Source organism: Burkholderia plantarii (genome assembly GCF_001411805.1).
GTDB classification, from domain to species: domain Bacteria; phylum Pseudomonadota; class Gammaproteobacteria; order Burkholderiales; family Burkholderiaceae; genus Burkholderia; species Burkholderia plantarii.
Map to the genome: position 1 here is coordinate 3,602,792 of NZ_CP007213.1, position 16,032 is coordinate 3,618,823.

The 16,032-nt window shown below is 70.8% G+C and carries 11 protein-coding genes; 3 read left to right on the forward strand and 8 right to left on the reverse strand.

The window, feature by feature from the left end:
- The first annotated feature begins 102 nt into the window (after positions 1–102).
- Positions 103–3,276: a heavy metal translocating P-type ATPase gene (locus tag bpln_RS32050; RefSeq protein ID WP_082465508.1), complete on the forward strand. Its 3,174-nt coding sequence runs from the start codon at positions 103–105 to the stop codon at positions 3,274–3,276.
- A gap of 394 nt (positions 3,277–3,670) precedes the next feature.
- Here the strand turns inward: bpln_RS32050 and bpln_RS37255 are convergent, their stop codons facing one another.
- The 3 genes from bpln_RS37255 to bpln_RS32060 all read right to left on the reverse strand — a co-directional run bounded on the left by bpln_RS37255 (position 3,671) and on the right by bpln_RS32060 (position 6,337).
- Entirely contained in the window at positions 3,671–3,826 is a 156-nt protein-coding gene (locus tag bpln_RS37255; RefSeq protein WP_167352322.1) for a hypothetical protein, read from the reverse strand.
- A gap of 146 nt (positions 3,827–3,972) precedes the next feature.
- The gene (locus bpln_RS32055; RefSeq protein WP_055141072.1) at positions 3,973–5,409 is read right to left on the reverse strand and encodes a hypothetical protein; all 1,437 of its coding nucleotides are present in this window, start codon (positions 5,407–5,409) and stop codon (positions 3,973–3,975) included.
- A gap of 232 nt (positions 5,410–5,641) precedes the next feature.
- On the reverse strand, positions 5,642–6,337 hold the full coding sequence (locus bpln_RS32060; RefSeq protein ID WP_042629098.1) for an MgtC/SapB family protein: 696 nt from the start codon (positions 6,335–6,337) through the stop codon (positions 5,642–5,644).
- A 110-nt stretch (positions 6,338–6,447) separates the two neighbouring features.
- On the opposite strand from bpln_RS32060, the gene bpln_RS32065 reads away from it, so the two are divergent.
- Entirely contained in the window at positions 6,448–7,557 is a 1,110-nt protein-coding gene (locus bpln_RS32065; RefSeq protein WP_055141302.1) for an AGE family epimerase/isomerase, read from the forward strand.
- A 391-nt stretch (positions 7,558–7,948) separates the two neighbouring features.
- On the forward strand, positions 7,949–8,392 hold the full coding sequence (locus bpln_RS32070; protein ID WP_042629099.1) for a PaaI family thioesterase: 444 nt from the start codon (positions 7,949–7,951) through the stop codon (positions 8,390–8,392).
- 138 nt (positions 8,393–8,530) lie between these two features.
- On the opposite strand, the gene bpln_RS32075 is transcribed toward bpln_RS32070, so the two are convergent.
- The 5 genes from bpln_RS32075 to prpB all read right to left on the reverse strand — a co-directional run bounded on the left by bpln_RS32075 (position 8,531) and on the right by prpB (position 15,869).
- The gene (locus bpln_RS32075) at positions 8,531–9,595 is read right to left on the reverse strand and encodes a CaiB/BaiF CoA transferase family protein (protein ID WP_055141073.1); all 1,065 of its coding nucleotides are present in this window, start codon (positions 9,593–9,595) and stop codon (positions 8,531–8,533) included.
- 86 nt (positions 9,596–9,681) lie between these two features.
- The gene (gene prpF / locus bpln_RS32080) at positions 9,682–10,872 is read right to left on the reverse strand and encodes a 2-methylaconitate cis-trans isomerase PrpF (protein ID WP_042629101.1); all 1,191 of its coding nucleotides are present in this window, start codon (positions 10,870–10,872) and stop codon (positions 9,682–9,684) included.
- A gap of 127 nt (positions 10,873–10,999) precedes the next feature.
- Positions 11,000–13,594: a Fe/S-dependent 2-methylisocitrate dehydratase AcnD gene (gene acnD / locus bpln_RS32085; protein WP_042629102.1), complete on the reverse strand. Its 2,595-nt coding sequence runs from the start codon at positions 13,592–13,594 to the stop codon at positions 11,000–11,002.
- A 114-nt stretch (positions 13,595–13,708) separates the two neighbouring features.
- Positions 13,709–14,878, reverse strand: a complete 1,170-nt coding sequence (gene prpC, locus bpln_RS32090; RefSeq protein WP_042629103.1) for a bifunctional 2-methylcitrate synthase/citrate synthase — start codon at positions 14,876–14,878, stop codon at positions 13,709–13,711.
- Between the two features lie 97 nt (positions 14,879–14,975).
- The gene (gene prpB / locus bpln_RS32095; RefSeq protein ID WP_055141074.1) at positions 14,976–15,869 is read right to left on the reverse strand and encodes a methylisocitrate lyase; all 894 of its coding nucleotides are present in this window, start codon (positions 15,867–15,869) and stop codon (positions 14,976–14,978) included.
- Positions 15,870–16,032 lie beyond the last annotated feature (163 nt).

The following is a 16,032-nucleotide window of genomic DNA, read 5'->3' on the forward strand; positions in this document are numbered from 1 at the left end:
CCGACAGGCCGGTCCGGTAAAAAAGCCGCTTGACCTTGCCATCGTTGGAAGGTTGATACTGGCTGCATCGTCGGCTTCGGCCACGCCTGACCGGTTTTCACGATGACTGATCTGTCCACTCCCGCGCCCTCCAAGACAACCGAACTGAGCATCGAAGGCATGACCTGCGGCGGCTGCGCGCGCCGCGTCGAACGCACGCTCGCGGCGATACCCGGCGTCGTGACGGCGCAGGTCGATCTCGGCGCCAAGACGGCAAGCGTCGCCAGCCTGCCGGACGTCGATGCCGCGACGCTCGCCGATGCGGTCACGGCCGCCGGTTATCCGGCGCGCGTCAGGCCTCGGCAGAATTCGGCCGGCTTGCAGGCCGCTGCTTTGCCTGATCTGCCGGTGGCACCCGGCGCCGGACCGGCGACGCATGTCGTGGTACTGCGCGTCAGCGGGATGACGTGCGGCGGCTGCGCGCGACGCGTCGAGAAGGCGCTGGCTGGGGTGGATGGCGTCGAACACGCGAGCATCGATCTCGGTGCCGCGACGGCCACGGTCGAAGCCGATCGTGAGGTCGGCGCGCCAGCGTTGATCGACGCTGTCGTTGCTGCGGGCTATCGCGCCGAGCATGTGGACGCCGTGAAACCCGCCGGGGCGACGCAGGCACCCGAGGCCGTTGCGACGGCTGTGCCGGTTGCCGTGACGTTCGTGCCGATGCCGAAGCCGCGCGCAAAGAAGGTCATGGACGCGACACCGACGGCTCCCGCCGCGCCGGCTGGAAGCGATGAGCTGGCGTCGCCGACGACGGCGATCGAACTCGACATCGGCGGCATGACCTGCGCGTCGTGCTCGACCCGCGTCGAAAAGGCGCTCGCGCAAGTCCCCGGTGTTTCAAGCGCCTCCGTCAATCTCGCCACCGAACGTGCGAGCGTGAGCGGCGATGCTTCCGTATCGGCCGCACAACTCGTCGACGCAGTTGAGAAAGCTGGCTATCGTGCAACGCCGATCGACGCTGCCGCCGCAATCGAAATCGAGCCGACGCTTTCATCCGCGGAGCCGATCGAACTCGATATCGGCGGCATGACCTGCGCGTCGTGCTCGACCCGCGTCGAAAAGGCGCTCGCGCAAGTCCCCGGTGTTTCAAGCGCCTCCGTCAATCTCGCCACCGAACGTGCGAGCGTGAGCGGCGATGCTTCCGTATCGGCCGCACGGCTCGTCGCCGCGGTCGAGAAGGCTGGCTATCGCGCCACCGCCGCTGCTTCGCCAGCCACAGCCTCGCCAACCACCACGCACCGCCCCCGCCCGAGCGCCGAATCACGCAAAGCCGCCGAAGCGCGCCGCGACCTGACGCTGCTGATCGGCTCGGCGATCCTGACCGTGCCACTCGTCGTGCCGATGTTCGCGGCGCCGTTCGGCGTCTCGCTGATGCTGCCGGCCTGGCTCGAACTCGCGCTCGCGGCAGTCGTGCAGTTCGGTTTCGGCGCGCGCTTCTATCGCGCCGCGTGGCACGCGCTGCGCGCGCGCGCCGGCAACATGGACCTGCTCGTCGCGCTCGGCACCTCGGCCGCGTTCGGCCTGAGCCTCTGGCAGCTGCTGCGCGCGCCGGGCCACACCGAGCATCTGTACTTCGAGGCCGCGGCCGTGATCGTCACGCTGGTGCGCTTCGGCAAATGGCTCGAAGCGCGCGCCAAACGCCAGACCACCGATGCGATCCGCGCGCTGAACGCGCTGCGCCCCGACCGCGCGCGCATCGTCGAGCATGGCGTCGAACGCGACGTGCCGCTCGCGCAGGTGCGCGTCGGCGCGATCGTGGCGGTGCGCCCTGGCGAGCGCTTCCCGGTGGACGGCACGATCGTCGCCGGCGAGTCGCACGTCGACGAATCGCTGATCACGGGCGAAAGCCTGCCCGTCGCGAAAGCGCCCGGCGACCGCGTGACGGCCGGCGCGATCAACGCGGAAGGCGCGCTGACGGTCGAGACGACCGCGATCGGCGCCGAGACCACGCTCGCGCGCATCATCCGGCTGGTCGAATCGGCGCAGGCCGGGAAGGCGCCGATCCAGCGCCTCGTCGACCGCGTCAGCGCGGTGTTCGTGCCGGCCATCCTCGCGATCGCGCTGGTCACGCTGGCGGGCTGGCTGCTGGCCGGTGCAGGTGTCGAGACGGCGATCCTCAACGCGGTGGCGGTGCTCGTCATCGCCTGCCCCTGCGCGCTCGGCCTCGCCACGCCGGCCGCGATCATGGCCGGCACCGGCGTGGCCGCGCGGCACGGCGTGCTGATCCAGGACGCGCTCGCGCTCGAACTCGCGCAGCGCACCGCCGTGGTCGCCTTCGACAAGACCGGCACGCTGACCGAAGGCAAACCGGCCGTGACGGCGTTCGACGCGCTCGGCCTCGCGCGTGGCGAGGCGCTCGCGATCGCTGCCGCCGTGCAGCGGCAAAGCGACCATCCGCTCGCACGCGCGCTCGTGGCCGCGTTCGAACACGAAGCGCCGGCCGGCGCGGTCGCGCTGCCGGTCGCCGAGGCGCGCGCGGTGGCGGGGCGCGGCGTCGAGGCCCGCGTCGGCGCGGCGGGCCACGCCACGCGTTATGCGATCGGCAGCGCCCGCTGGCTGGCGGAGCTTGCCATCGAGATGCCCGCCGGCGCCAAGGCCCGCGCGGCCGAGCACGAAGCAGCCGGCAACACGGTGTCGTGGCTGATGCGGCTCGACGCGCCGCGGGCCGCGCTCGCGCTGATCGCGTTCGGCGACACGGTGAAGCCCGGCGCGCGCGAAGCGATCGGGCAGCTGCACGCGCTCGGCATCCGCACCGCGCTCGTGACCGGCGACAACCGCGGCAGCGCGGCGGCGGTCGCCCGCACGCTCGGCATCGACGAAGTCCACGCGCAGGTGCTGCCCGACGACAAGGCGCGCGTGATCGGCGACCTGAAGGCCGCCAGCCGCGGCGTGGTCGCGATGGTCGGCGACGGCATCAACGACGCGCCGGCGCTGGCCGCCGCCGACATCGGCATGGCCATGGCGACCGGCACCGACGTGGCGATGCAGTCGGCCGGCATCACGCTGATGCGCGGCGACCCGGCGCTCGTCGCGGCCGCGATCGACATCTCGCGCCTCACCTACCGGAAGATCCGGCAGAACCTGTTCTGGGCGTTCGTCTACAACCTGGTCGGCGTGCCGCTCGCGGCGTTCGGGCTGCTCAATCCGATGATCGCCGGCGCGGCCATGGCGTTCTCGAGCGTCAGCGTCGTCACCAACGCACTGCTGCTGAAAACGTGGAAGGGCGGCACGCGATGATCGCGTCGCGCCGAGAGACCGGGCGCCATTCAGCACAAAGCCCGCGCATCGAAATCGGTGCGCGGGCTTTGTTTTTTCATCGGGACCATACGGCGTCGGCGATCGCGCCAACAGCGTCGACGGACCACGAAACGAAACGGAATACAGGAAGGAAGACCAACCAGGCAGATACCGCGCGCTCGGGCCGAAGCTCGACAGTGGACGCAGTGCGCGGAAATCGGGCGCGAAACCAACCCGGAGTGGCCGCTATCGCGCGCGGCACGGCGCGCTCGGCCTGAAACGACGCCCGGCCGCGCCGACGCGATGAAGACGCGGTGGCAATAGCCGGGGGAGATGGCGAAAACAGCGATAAAACGACGACGAAGGCGGCGGCTGCTGGGCGGCCGGCAGCCGATCAGCGACGGATCAGGCCGACATGCGAGATGTGCGCCTTGCGCTGACGCTCGGCTTCCGCATGGCGGGCGGCGTAGGAGTAGTCGCGATCGAGCGGCAGATGCGGCGAAACGAACAGATCGTCGATCTTTTGAAGCAGCGCGAAAATGAGGGTCATTTGCAGCTCCCGACAGGTGTGTTGATCAGGGTTATCCCTAAAACAAATATTAGGGGTTTTCCCTAGCCAACGCTAGTGCAGCGCAACATCCTGTGTCGCCGATGCGACGCGACAAGTCGACGCACAAGATGCTGTCCCGAATTTGCTCAGCGTCTGCGACGTTCGCGCCGGATCGTTGCAGGGGCGGGCTGCCGTGGTGCGGCAATCGCAACCCGGTTGGTCAGGCGCTGGACCTGCGCACCTAGTTCGTCATTGCGTTGCTGCACCGCAGCAAGATCGGCTTGCTGCGTCTCCTGCAGCGACACCAGGCGGTCAACATGTTGTCGCAGCGCGGCTGCATCGCCGCGCGCGTTCGACAGCGCCAGCGCCTGGACGACGAGCGCGGCGATGCCGGCCAGCACGACCACCGCGAGGGCGAGCAGCAGCCGGTTCACGCGGCGCATCTCGCTATTGGCGGCGCGGCGCAGGTCGACCGTTTCGATCTGCAGCGCGCGAATCCGGTCTGCCAGCGGACGCAGTTGCGCATCGGGATCGATGGCGAGCGGGGTCGGCGCGGACGGCGGATTATCGTCGCCGGTGGCATCGAGCGCGATGGCCTCTGCCGGCGCCGACATGGTCGGGGAGATCGGCTCGACCGGCGCGACAGCCGGCGAGCGGACTTCGTCGGCGGGCGCGGCCGCCTTGCGCCGCTTGGCCGGCGCGCCGGCCGGCTCCGCGTTGCGCCCGGCATTGCGCCGGCCGCCGCCGGTGCGCGCCGATCGTGCCAGGGCCGGGGCCGCCGCGTCGCGCTTCGCGGTCGCGAGGCCGGCGACGGTTTCCTGCACCGCCGCCGCCACTTCGATCACGTCGATCGACGGCATGGCCTGCGGCGCGCCGACGGCGGACGCCGACCCCGGCATCGCGTCGCCGGACGGGAGGCTCTCAACGAGCGCAGCAGCGTCGACGGGCACACCGGCAGCGGCATCGTCGGTATGCCGCGGCGCCTCATCGGCCACCGTGACCGATACCTCGGACGAAATGGCCGCTGTTCCTCCGGTCGCTGCCGGCACGTCTGTCAAACCACGCGCCGCATCGGCAGCGGCATCGGCATCGGCATCGGCATCGGCATCGGCAGCACGATCCGGCTCCGCCGCATCCTGCTCGCCGCCCGTTGCGACTACCGGCTCCGCCGCCGGTGTAATCGACACCGCTGGCCCGTCCGCCGCCGGGACCACCGCCTGCGCGTCCGCGTGCCCGCCATGACGCGCTTCCCCGGCAGGCTCGTCAGGCCAATCAAAACCGGCAAAGCTTCCCTGCCGCGTGTCGCGCGCCGCCTGCGGCTCCACGTTCGCGCCGGCCGCCGTGGCCGGCGCCGCCGCGCGCGCTGCCGCCGCACCCGCCGGCAGGCCGCCGAACAGATCGAGCGTGTGCTCGTCGCGCGGCTCGACGCCCGGGTCGGCCTCGTCGTGCGCCGCGCCCTCGCCGTCGGCCCGCGCGATGCTGCGGTCCGGCTGCCCGGCGTTGGCGGCGGCGCCGCGCCGGCGGGACGACGGCCGGCTGGAGCGGGGGGAACGGGTACGGGGAGACACGCGGGATTCGATCATGGAGCAATGACTGCCGCATCGCATCACGGGGGCTCGGCGCGCGGCGCGCGATGCCCTCGCCCTGGCAACGGACAGGGATGGTCCTCGGGGACGAAAAGGCGGCATTGTCTCATGCCGGGCGGCGCGGCCCGGTCGAACCGGGCCAACCGCACGCGCCGCCGGGCGGCGTCCGGGCCGCCATCGAGCAGGCAGGCCGATCTCGATCAAGCCCGGCCACCCGCGTGCCCGGGCCTCATTCGACGCCCGTCACGCCCTCCTGCTCCTTGAACATCTGCACCCCCGGCAGTTGCCGCAGCCGCGTGCAGATCCGCTCGTATTCGACCGATGACACCCGCGCCAGCGAGATCGTCACGTCGTCGCACTCGGGCTGCTCCTCGCTCTGCTGGACGACGAACTGCTTGACGCGCGCGGCGTCGGTGCCGAGCGCGGCGTGCAGCGAGCTGAACGTCATCGAGCCGCGATCGACCAGCAGCAGCATGTGCCGGCGCCGACGCACGGTGATGTAGCGCCGCTCCAGCGGCTTGATGCCGGCGAGGATCACCAGCACGATCACGGTGGCCGCGACCGCCGCCACGTAGAGCCCGCCGCCGACGGCAAGCCCGACCGCCGCGACCGACCACAGGCTCGCGGCCGTGGTCAGCCCGCGCACGATCTCGCCGCGCATCAGGATCGAGCCGGCGCCGAGAAAGCCGATGCCGGACACCACCTGCGCGGCGATCCGCGACGGATCCAGCACGACCTGCGGCTTGCCGAGCACGTCGGCGAAACCGAACGCGGAAACGATCATGATCAGCGCCGAGCCGACGCAGACGAGCATGTGCGTGCGCAGGCCGGCCGCCCATGACAGGCGCTCCCGTTCGAAGCCGATCACGCTGCCGAGGACGGCCGCGAGCAGCAGCCGCAAGATGAGTTCGACGTTGTTGAGCATGCGCGCTCTCCTTCCTGTTATTGTGTCGGCGCGTTGGCGCCGCCGGGCCGGACAGCCGCATCCGGTCGGCGGCACGCTGCCGCACTTTGATCGATCAACGAGTTTTGATGATGTCCGCTACCCGTCCCGCTTTCGTCCAGGCTGCCGAACTGCGTCGGCATTTCGCGGAAATCGTGCTGCCGCTGTGGCGCGGCCCCGGTTTCGACACGGCAATCGGGCTGCCGTTCGAAGCGGTGAGCGCCGATACCCATGCGCCGCTGCCCGTCACGCGCTATCGGGCCATGGCCTGCGCGCGGCAACTGTTCGTGTTTGCCGAGGCCGGCGATCTCGCGCATGCGCACGCGCTGTACGACGCATTGTGCCGCCATTTCCGCGATCCGCGGCACGGCGGCTGGTTCTACAGTGTCGACGCGCAAGGCGCGCCGCTCGATCGCACCAAGGACCTGTACACGCACGCGTTCGTCGTGTTCGCCTGCGCGGCGTACTTCGCCGCGTCCGGCAACGGCGACGCGCGCGGCGTGGCCGAGCACACCGCCACGCTGATCGAGGACCGCTTCGCGCCGGCCGCCGGCGACGCCTGCCTCGACGCGGCGCGCGCCGAGGATTTCGCGCGCCTCGACGGCGGCCCGCTGCAGAATCCGCTGATGCACCTGACCGAAGCGTGGCTCGCGGCCGGCGAGGCGTTCGGCGACGCCGCGTTCGACGCCGCGCTGCTGCGCACGGCGCGCGCCGTCGAGCAGCGCTTCGTCGAGCCGGCCACCGGCTGCGTCGTCGAGCTGCCGCTGGGCACGCCCGGCAACCGCATCGAGCCGGGCCACCAGTTCGAGTGGTTCTACCTCGTCAGCGCGGCGGGCCAGCGGCTCGCGGCGACCGGCCTCGCCGACGCGCTCGAACGCGCCTACCGGTTCGCCGAGCGGCACGGCATTGATCCGGCCACGGGCGGCGTGCGTGCGGCCATCGACGGGTCCGGCGCCTGCCTCGACGCGACGCAGCGGATCTGGGCGCAGACCGAGTATCTGCGTGCGCTCGCCACGCGCGGCGAACGCGCCGGCTCGCCCGCCCTCGCCACGCAGGTCGAGCGCTTCGCGACGCGCTTCCTGCACCCGCGCGGCTGGTTCGAATGCAAGACCGCGGCCGGCGAGGTCGCCCGCGCGGACATGCCGTCCACCACGCCGTATCACCTCGCGACCGCCTACGCGGCGCTGCCCGCCGGCGCGTGATCTCGCATCGCGCGGAGCGCGTTCGGCGGTGACGCCGCACGGCCCGCGCAAATCGCATGCCACCCGTGGAGCGGCCCGCGCACGTCTCGCCCGCGGCGCAACGCAAGCCCGCCCCGGGTTGCCCGTTCACGCCGACGCGATCGCCCGCCTTTACGCCAAAGAGCCGATTGGCAAGCTGCGACGCAACCGGCAGAGAAGCCCGTGGGCGCTCGCGCCCAAGGCCCATGCCAGATCGCGCGACGACGCCCGTGACGCCTCCGCCCACGCGGCTTCGTCACGCACTTTCCTCGAATCTCCTTGCGTATCGGTCGGTCGCTTCCTAGAGTGGAGCGCAGGCGGCCGGCCCCCGTCGGCCGCGCGGGGCGGCGCCCCATTCAACGAAGGAACGTCGATGACGGATATCGTGGATCACGCGCGCGGCGCGCTGCTCGCCCAGCCGTTCAGCACCTTGCTCGGCACCGAACTGATGACGATGGGCGGCGACGAAGTCGCGCTGTGCCTGCCGATTCGCGACGAACTGAGGCAGCAGCACGGCTTCGTGCATGGCGGCGTGATCAGCTATCTGGCCGACAACGCGCTGACCTTCGCGGGCGCGCTCGCGCTCGGCCCGCGCGTCGTCACCGGCGAATACAAGATCAACTACCTGCGCCCGGCGATGAACGGCCGCCTGATCGCGCGCGCGAAGCTGCTGTACGGCGGCAAGAACCAGGCGACCTGCCAGTGTCACGTGTTCGTGGCGGTCGGCAAGGACGAACGCCTCGTCGCGGTCGCGCAGGGCACCATCAACCGGCTCGGCGAGGCGCGCGCCGACGAAGTGCAGGAATCGGCGGCCTGAACGGCGCCGGCGCGCGTGGTCATCGCCGGGTCACGTGCGGGTCACCGGACCTTCACCGCCCCGACACGCGAGCCGCCCGGCGGCGGCATCCCGTCGTGCCGCCATCACCACGCCGGCACACCACCTCCGCGCCGCGCCTCATTCGTCGCTCCTGGCCACCGTGCCGTCGAGCCAGGTGAAGCGCGGCGCCACCTTCACGCGCATCGCCCCGTTCGGCGTCAGCGAATGCACGCCGCGCGCGCGGTTGTGCGGATGCCGCGCGGCGGCCTCGAAGTCGAGCACGGGCGCGACGCACGCGTCGCTATCCGCGAAGCGCTCGCACCAGGCCGCCGCCGGCTCGCTCGCGAAATGCGCGGCGAAGCGCGCCTTCAGCGCGGGCCAGGTCTCGCGCGCGTACTGTGCCTCCGGATCGACGCCGTCCAGCCCGAAGCCGGCCACGAAGCTGCGGTAGAACGCCGGCTCCAGCGCGGCCACGCTGACCCACGCGCCGTCCGCGCAGCGATAGACGGCATAGAACGGCGCGTCGTGGAACAAGCTCGCGCCGCCCGGCCCGTCGAGCTGCCCGCGTTCGCGCGCCCACAGCGCGAGCGCGCCGAGCATCGCGACCACGTCGACGATCGCGCCGTCCACCACGCGCCCGCGCCCGCTCGCGCGCGCGGCCAGCAGCGCGCTGACGATGCCGAACGCGAGGCCGAGCGCGCCGCCTGCGTCGCCGACCACGGTGGGCGGAATGACCGGCATCTCGCCCGGTTTCACGGCCAGCGCGAGCAGCCCCGTCAGCGCGACGTAGTTGAGATCGTGGCCGGCACGCTCGGCCAGCGGCCCGTGCTGGCCCCAGCCCGTCATGCGCGCGTAGACCAGCGACGGCCGCCGCGCCGCGCAGGCGTCCGGCCCGAGGCCGAGCCGCTCCATCACGCCGGGCCGATAGCCTTCGACCAGCACGTCGGCGCGCGCGACCCGCTCGAGCATCGCCTCGCGGGCGCCGGCCGCCTTCAGGTCGCACTCGATCACGGTCTTGCCCTCGCGCAGCAGGTCGTCGTCCCGCGCATGCAGGCCGGGCGGCCCGCCCGCGCGGCCGCCGGGACGCGCCACCAGCGTCACGCGCGCGCCCAGCGCCGCCAGCATCCAGCCGGCCAGCGGCGCGGGGCCGAGCCCTTCGAGTTCGAGCACTTCGACACCCGCCAGCGGCGTCGCCACGTTCATCCCGGCCTCCGGTCGGCGTGCCGCATCGCGGCCACGCCCGCTGTCACGTTCATGCCCGCGCGCGCGGGCCTCACGACCTCAAAACCTCAGAGCGCGTCGCCCGGCACGCGCACCTTGCCTTCCATCAGCACGCGCGCGCTGCGGCTCATGATCGCCTTCTTGACGGTCCACTCGCCGCTCGCGTTGCTGGCCTGCGCGCCGACCCGCAGCGTGCCGGACGGATGGCCGAAGCGCACCGCCTCGCGCTCGCCGCCGCCGGCCGCGAGGTTGACGAGCGTGCCGGGAATCGCGGCGGCGGTGCCGATCGCCACGGCGGCGGTGCCCATCATCGCGTGGTGCAGCTTGCCCATCGACATCGCGCGCACCAGCAGGTCCACGTCCTTCGCCGCCACGGTCTTGCCGCTCGACGCGACGTAGTCGGCCGGGCGCGCCACGAACGCGATCTTCGGCGTGTGCTGGCGCGTGGCGATCTCGTCGAGCGTCTGGATCAGGCCCATGCGCAGCGCGCCGTAGCCGCGGATCGCCTCGAAGCGCGCGAGCGCGGCGGGGTCGCCGTTGATCGCGTCCTGCAGCTCGGTGCCGGTGTAGCCGATCGCCTCGGCCTCGACGAAGATGGTCGGGATGCCGGCGTTGATCATGGTCGCCTTCAGCGTGCCGATGCCGGGCACCTCCAGATCATCGACGAGATTGCCGGTGGGGAACATCGCGCCGCCCGCGCCATCCTCGTCGGCGGCCGGGTCCATGAATTCGAGCTGGACCTCGGCGGCCGGGAACGTCACGCCGTCGAGTTCGAAGTCCCCCGTCTCCTGCACCTCGCCGCCCGTGATCGGCACGTGCGCGACGATGGTCTTGCCGATGTTGGCCTGCCAGATCCGCACGGTGGCGATGCCGTCGGCGGGCACGCGCGACGCGTCGACAAGGCCCGCCGCGATCGAGAACGGGCCGACCGCTGCCGACAGGTTCCCGCAGTTGCCGGTCCAGTCGATGAATGCCTTGTCGATCGAGACCTGGCCGAACAGGTAGTCGATGTCGTGATCGGGCCGCGTGCTCCTCGAAAGGATCACGGTCTTGCTGGTGCTCGAGGTCGCGCCGCCCATCCCGTCGATCTGCTTGCCATACGGGTCGGGGCTGCCGATCACGCGCAGCAGCAGCCGGTCGCGCGCCGCGCCCGGCACGCGCGCGGCCTCCGGCAGGTCGTCGAGCCGGAAGAACACGCCCTTGCTGGTGCCGCCGCGCATGTAGACGGCGGGAATCCGGATCTGGGGAACGTGGGCCATGGTTGGTGTTCCTGAAATGGCGAGGGCGGCCGCGCCGCCCGGGAGCGTCGCGCCGGTCACGGCGCCACGCGCTGATTGATGGGTTTCGCACGCCTCGCGCCGGCGGCTGGCCGGCGCGAGGCACGCATCATGCCGCCTGCGACGATTCGAGGAAATCCTGCGCGAAGCGTTGCAGCACGCCGCCCGCCTCGTAGATCGACACTTCCTCGGCGGTATCGAGCCGGCAGGTCACCGGCACCTCGACGCGCGTGCCGTTGCGGCGCGAGATCACCAGCGTGAGGTCGGCGCGCGGGCGACGCTCGCCGATCACGTCGAAGGTCTCGGTGCCGTCGATGCCGAGCGTGAGCCGGTTCGCGTCGGGCTTGAACTCGAGCGGCAGCACGCCCATCCCGATCAGGTTGGTGCGGTGGATCCGCTCGAAGCCCTCGGCCACGATCGCCTCCACGCCGGCGAGCCGCACGCCCTTGGCCGCCCAGTCGCGCGACGAGCCCTGGCCGTAGTCGGCGCCGGCGATCACGATCAGCGGCTGCTTGCGCGCCATGTACGTCTCGATCGCTTCCCACATGCGCACCACCTTGCCTTCTGGCTCGATGCGCGCGAGCGAGCCCTTCTTCACGGCGCCGTCCACCACCGCCATCTCGTTGACGAGCGTGGGGTTCGCGAAGGTCGCGCGCTGCGCGGTCAGGTGATCGCCGCGGTGCGTCGCGTAGGAGTTGAAGTCCTCCTCGGGCAGGCCCATCTTCGCGAGGTATTCGCCGGCCGCGCTGTCGCGCAGGATCGCGTTGGACGGCGAGAGGTGATCGGTGGTGATGTTGTCGCCGAGCACCGCCAGCGCGCGCATTCCCGCGAGCGTGCGCGCGCCGGCCAGCGCCCCTTCCCAGTACGGCGGGCGGCGGATGTAGGTGCTCTGCGCGCGCCAGTCGTAGAGCGGCGGCACGCTCGCCGCGCTCCCCTCGCTGCGCGCGAACATCGGCTCGTAGACGCGCCGGTACTGCTCGGGCTTCACGCTGGCGGCGACGATCGCGTCGATCTCGGCGTCGTCGGGCCAGATGTCGGCGAGCGTGACGGGCTGGCCGTCGGCGTCGGTGCCGAGCACGTCGTGCTCGATGTCGAAGCGGATCGTGCCGGCGATCGCGTAGGCCACCACCAGCGGCGGCGAGGCGAGGAACGCCTGCTTCGCGTAGGGGTGGATGCGGCCGTCGAAGTTGCGGTTGCCCGACAGCACGGCGGTGGCGTACAGGTCGCGGTCGATGATCTCCTGCTGGATGTCGGGGTCGAGCGCGCCCGACATGCCGTTGCAGGTGGTGCAGGCGAACGCCACCACGCCGAAGCCGAGCGCTTCCAGCTCGCCGAGCAGGCCGGCTTCCTTCAGGTACAGCTCGACCGTCTTCGAGCCCGGCGCGAGCGAACTCTTGACCCACGGCTTGCGCGTCAGGCCGCGCGCGTTCGCGTTGCGCGCGAGCAGGCCGGCGGCGATCACGTTGCGCGGGTTGCTGGTGTTGGTGCAGCTGGTGATCGCGGCGATGATCACGGCGCCGTCGGGCATCTGTCCGGCGATGTCCTCGTGCGGCGCGGCGATGCCGCGCGCGGCCAGCTCGCTGGTGGGCAGCCGCTTGTGCGGATTCGACGGGCCGGCCATGTTGCGCACCACGGTCGACAGATCGAACGCGAGCGTGCGCTCGTATTGCGCGCCGGCGAGGCTGTCGGCCCACAGGCCGGCCGTCTTCGCGTAGGTCTCGACCAGCGCGACCTGCTCGTCGCTGCGGCCGGTCAGGCGCAGGTAGTCGAGCGTGCGGCCGTCGATGAAGAACATCGCGGCGGTCGCGCCGTATTCCGGCGCCATGTTCGAGATCGTCGCGCGGTCGCCGAGCGTGAGGCTCGCCGCGCCCGGGCCGCGAAACTCCAGGTAGGCGCCCACCACCTTCTGCTTGCGCAGGAACTCGGTCAGCGCGAGCACGATGTCGGTGGCGGTGATGCCGGGCTGGCGCTCGCCGCTCAGCTCCACGCCGACGATGTCGGGCAGCCGCATCCACGAGGCGCGGCCCAGCATCACGTTCTCGGCCTCCAGGCCGCCCACGCCGATCGCGATCACGCCGAGCGCGTCCACGTGCGGCGTGTGGCTGTCGGTGCCCACGCAGGTGTCGGGATAGGCCACGCCCGCGTGCGTGCCGATCACGGGCGACATCTTCTCGAGATTGATCTGATGCATGATGCCGTTGCCGGGCGGGATCACGTCGACGTTCTCGAAGGCCGTCTTGGTCCATTCGATGAAGTGGAAGCGGTCCTCGTTGCGGCGGTCCTCGATCGCGCGGTTCTTCGCGAACGCGTCGGGATCGAAGCCGCCGCACTCCACGGCGAGCGAGTGATCGACGATCAGCTGCACCGGCACCACCGGGTTGACCTTGGCCGGATCGCCGCCGCCCTGGGCGATCGCGTCGCGCAGGCCGGCCAGGTCGACCAGCGCGGTCTGCCCGAGGATGTCGTGGCAGACCACGCGCGCCGGATACCACGGGAAATCGAGGTCGCGGCGGCGCTCGATCAGCTGGCGCAGCGCGGCGTCGAGCTGCGCCGGCTCGCAGCGGCGCACCAGGTTCTCGGCAAGCACGCGCGAGGTGTAGGGCAGCGCGTCGTAGGCGCCGGGCGCGAGCGCCTCCACGGCGGCACGCGCGTCGAAGTAGTCGAGCCCGGTGCCGGGCAGCGGTTTGCGATTGGCGGTATTCATGTTCGGGGGCATGCGGGGAAATTCAACGGCGGGCGCGGCCCGTCCGGCGGCGGCATTGCCGCGAGGCGGGCCGGCGGCGTCGGGTCGGTCCCGCCGCCGGCCGCGCCGGTTCGATCAGCGCTTCTCGATCGGCACGAACGCGAGATCTTCCGGTCCGGTGTAGTTCGCGCTCGGGCGGATGATCTTGTTGTCGATGCGCTGCTCGATGATGTGCGCGCTCCAGCCGGAAGTGCGCGCGATCACGAACAGCGGCGTGAACATCGCGGTCGGCACGCCCATCATCCGGTACGACACGGCGCTGAACCAGTCGAGGTTCGGGAACATCTTCTTCGCGTCCCACATCACCGCTTCCAGCCGCTCGGCGATCTCGAACAGTTGCGTATCGCCGGCCTCCTTCGAGAGCTTGCGCGCGACTTCCTTGATCACCTTGTTGCGCGGGTCGGAGATCGTGTAGACGGGATGGCCGAAGCCGATCACGACTTCCCTGTTCTCGACGCGGCGGCGGATGTCGGCCTCGGCTTCGTCGGCGTTGCGGTAGCGGCTCTGGATCTCGAACGCCACCTCGTTCGCGCCGCCGTGCTTCGGCCCGCGCAGCGCGCCGATCGCGCCGGTGATCGCCGAGTGGATGTCGGCGCCGGTGCCCGCGATCACGCGGCCGGTGAACGTCGAGGCGTTGAACTCGTGCTCGGCGTAGAGGATCAGCGAGGTATGCATCGCATCGACCCACGACTTCGACGGCGCCTTGCCGTGCAGCAGGTGCAGGAAGTGGCCGCCGATCGAATCGTCGTCGGTCTCCACCTCGATGCGGCGGCCGTTGTGCGACCAGTGATACCAGTACAGCAGCATCGAGCCGAGCGAGGCCATCAGGCGGTCGGCGATGTCGCGCGCGCCGGCCACGTTGTGGTCGTCCTTCTCGGGCAGCACGGTGCCGAGCACCGACACGCCGGTGCGCATCACGTCCATCGGATGCGCCGAGGCCGGGATCGCCTCGAGCGCCATCCTCACGGCGGCGGGCAGCCCGCGCAGCGCGCGCAGCTTGGTCTTGTAGGCGCTCAGTTCGGCCTGGGTGGGCAGCTTCTCGTGGACGAGCAGATAGGCGATCTCCTCGAATTCGCAGGTTTCGGCGAAATCGAGGATGTCGTAACCGCGGTAGTGCAGGTCGTTGCCGGTGCGGCCGACCGTACACAGCGCGGTGTTGCCGGCCGCGACGCCCGACAGCGCAACCGATTTCTTCGGCTTGAAGCCACCGGCCGCGGCCGGTGCCGCGTCTTTCGTCTCGCTCATCGTGATGTTCTCCTGGTCGTTCTTCGGGTTCGGCCGTCTTCGGGTCCGTTTCCGGTCGGCGCCGGCCGTGATTCGGGATTCTGAACCGATCCGCCGCTCAGCGCTTGCCGTGGCTGAACAGTTCGTCGAGCTTGTCCTCGTAAGCGTGATAGCCGAGGAACTCGTAAAGTTCCGCGCGCGTCTGCATGGTCGGCACGGCGGCCTTCTGCGTGCCGTCGCGGCGCACGGTTTCGTAGAAGTTCAGCGCCGCCTTGTTCATCGCACGATACGCGCCGCAGCAGTAGAGCGCGATGTCGACGTGTACGCTCTTCAGCTCGTCGGTGGTGAACATCGGCGTCGAGCCGAACTCGGTCAGGTTCGCGAGGATCGGCACCTTCACCGCCTCCTTCACGCGCCGGTAGTCGTCGAGCGTCTTCATCGCCTCGGGAAAGATCATGTCGGCGCCGGCCTCGACGTAGGCCACCGCGCGCTCGATCGCGGCGTCGAGCCCCTCGGCGGCCGCCACGTCGGTGCGCGCCATGATCACGAACTGGTCGTCGGTGCGCGCGTCCACGGCGGCCTTGATGCGGTCGACCATCTCCTCGGCCGGCACGCATTCCTTGCCCGGGCGGTGCCCGCAACGCTTCTGGCCGACCTGGTCCTCCAGGTGGACGGCGGCCACGCCGGCCTTGATGAACGAGCGGATGGTGCGCGCGATGTTGAACGCGCCGCCCCAGCCGGTATCGATGTCCACCAGCAGCGGCAGGCTGGTGGCGTTGGTGATGCGGTTCGCGTCGATCAGTACGTCTTCCATGGTGCTGATGCCCAGATCGGGCATGCCGAGCGAATTCGCGGCCACCCCGCCGCCCGACAGATAGACGGCCTTGAAGCCGGTGGCCTCGGCCATCTTGGCCGCGTAGGCGGTGATCGCGCCGACCACCTGCAGCGGCGCCTCGGCCGCGACCGCGGCACGGAACTTCGCGCCGGCGCTGGAAAGTTGGGAATGGCCCATCGAGAACTTGCCTCCTGACGAATGTCGTTGTCGTCACGGTAATCGCAAGGATCGGGCCAGCCGCGGCGCCCGTCGCCAAGTCGCTGATTCGCAATCGAAACGCGATTCGGCGCGAGCGGCGCCGGTTTCATTATGGAAATACTCGATTCCATATTTGAAATAT

Bases quoted from the DNA above. Each gene is read 5' to 3' on its own strand.
- bpln_RS32050 (WP_082465508.1), top strand. From the start codon at position 103: ATGACTGATCTGTCCACTCCCGCGCCCTCCAAGACAACCGAACTGAGC.
- bpln_RS37255 (WP_167352322.1), bottom strand. From the start codon at position 3,826: ATGACCCTCATTTTCGCGCTGCTTCAAAAGATCGACGATCTGTTCGTT.
- bpln_RS32055 (WP_055141072.1), bottom strand. From the start codon at position 5,409: ATGATCGAATCCCGCGTGTCTCCCCGTACCCGTTCCCCCCGCTCCAGC.
- bpln_RS32060 (WP_042629098.1), bottom strand. From the start codon at position 6,337: ATGCTCAACAACGTCGAACTCATCTTGCGGCTGCTGCTCGCGGCCGTC.
- bpln_RS32065 (WP_055141302.1), top strand. From the start codon at position 6,448: ATGTCCGCTACCCGTCCCGCTTTCGTCCAGGCTGCCGAACTGCGTCGG.
- bpln_RS32070 (WP_042629099.1), top strand. From the start codon at position 7,949: ATGACGGATATCGTGGATCACGCGCGCGGCGCGCTGCTCGCCCAGCCG.
- bpln_RS32075 (WP_055141073.1), bottom strand. From the start codon at position 9,595: ATGAACGTGGCGACGCCGCTGGCGGGTGTCGAAGTGCTCGAACTCGAA.
- prpF (WP_042629101.1), bottom strand. From the start codon at position 10,872: ATGGCCCACGTTCCCCAGATCCGGATTCCCGCCGTCTACATGCGCGGC.
- acnD (WP_042629102.1), bottom strand. From the start codon at position 13,594: ATGAATACCGCCAATCGCAAACCGCTGCCCGGCACCGGGCTCGACTAC.
- prpC (WP_042629103.1), bottom strand. From the start codon at position 14,878: ATGAGCGAGACGAAAGACGCGGCACCGGCCGCGGCCGGTGGCTTCAAG.
- prpB (WP_055141074.1), bottom strand. From the start codon at position 15,869: ATGGGCCATTCCCAACTTTCCAGCGCCGGCGCGAAGTTCCGTGCCGCG.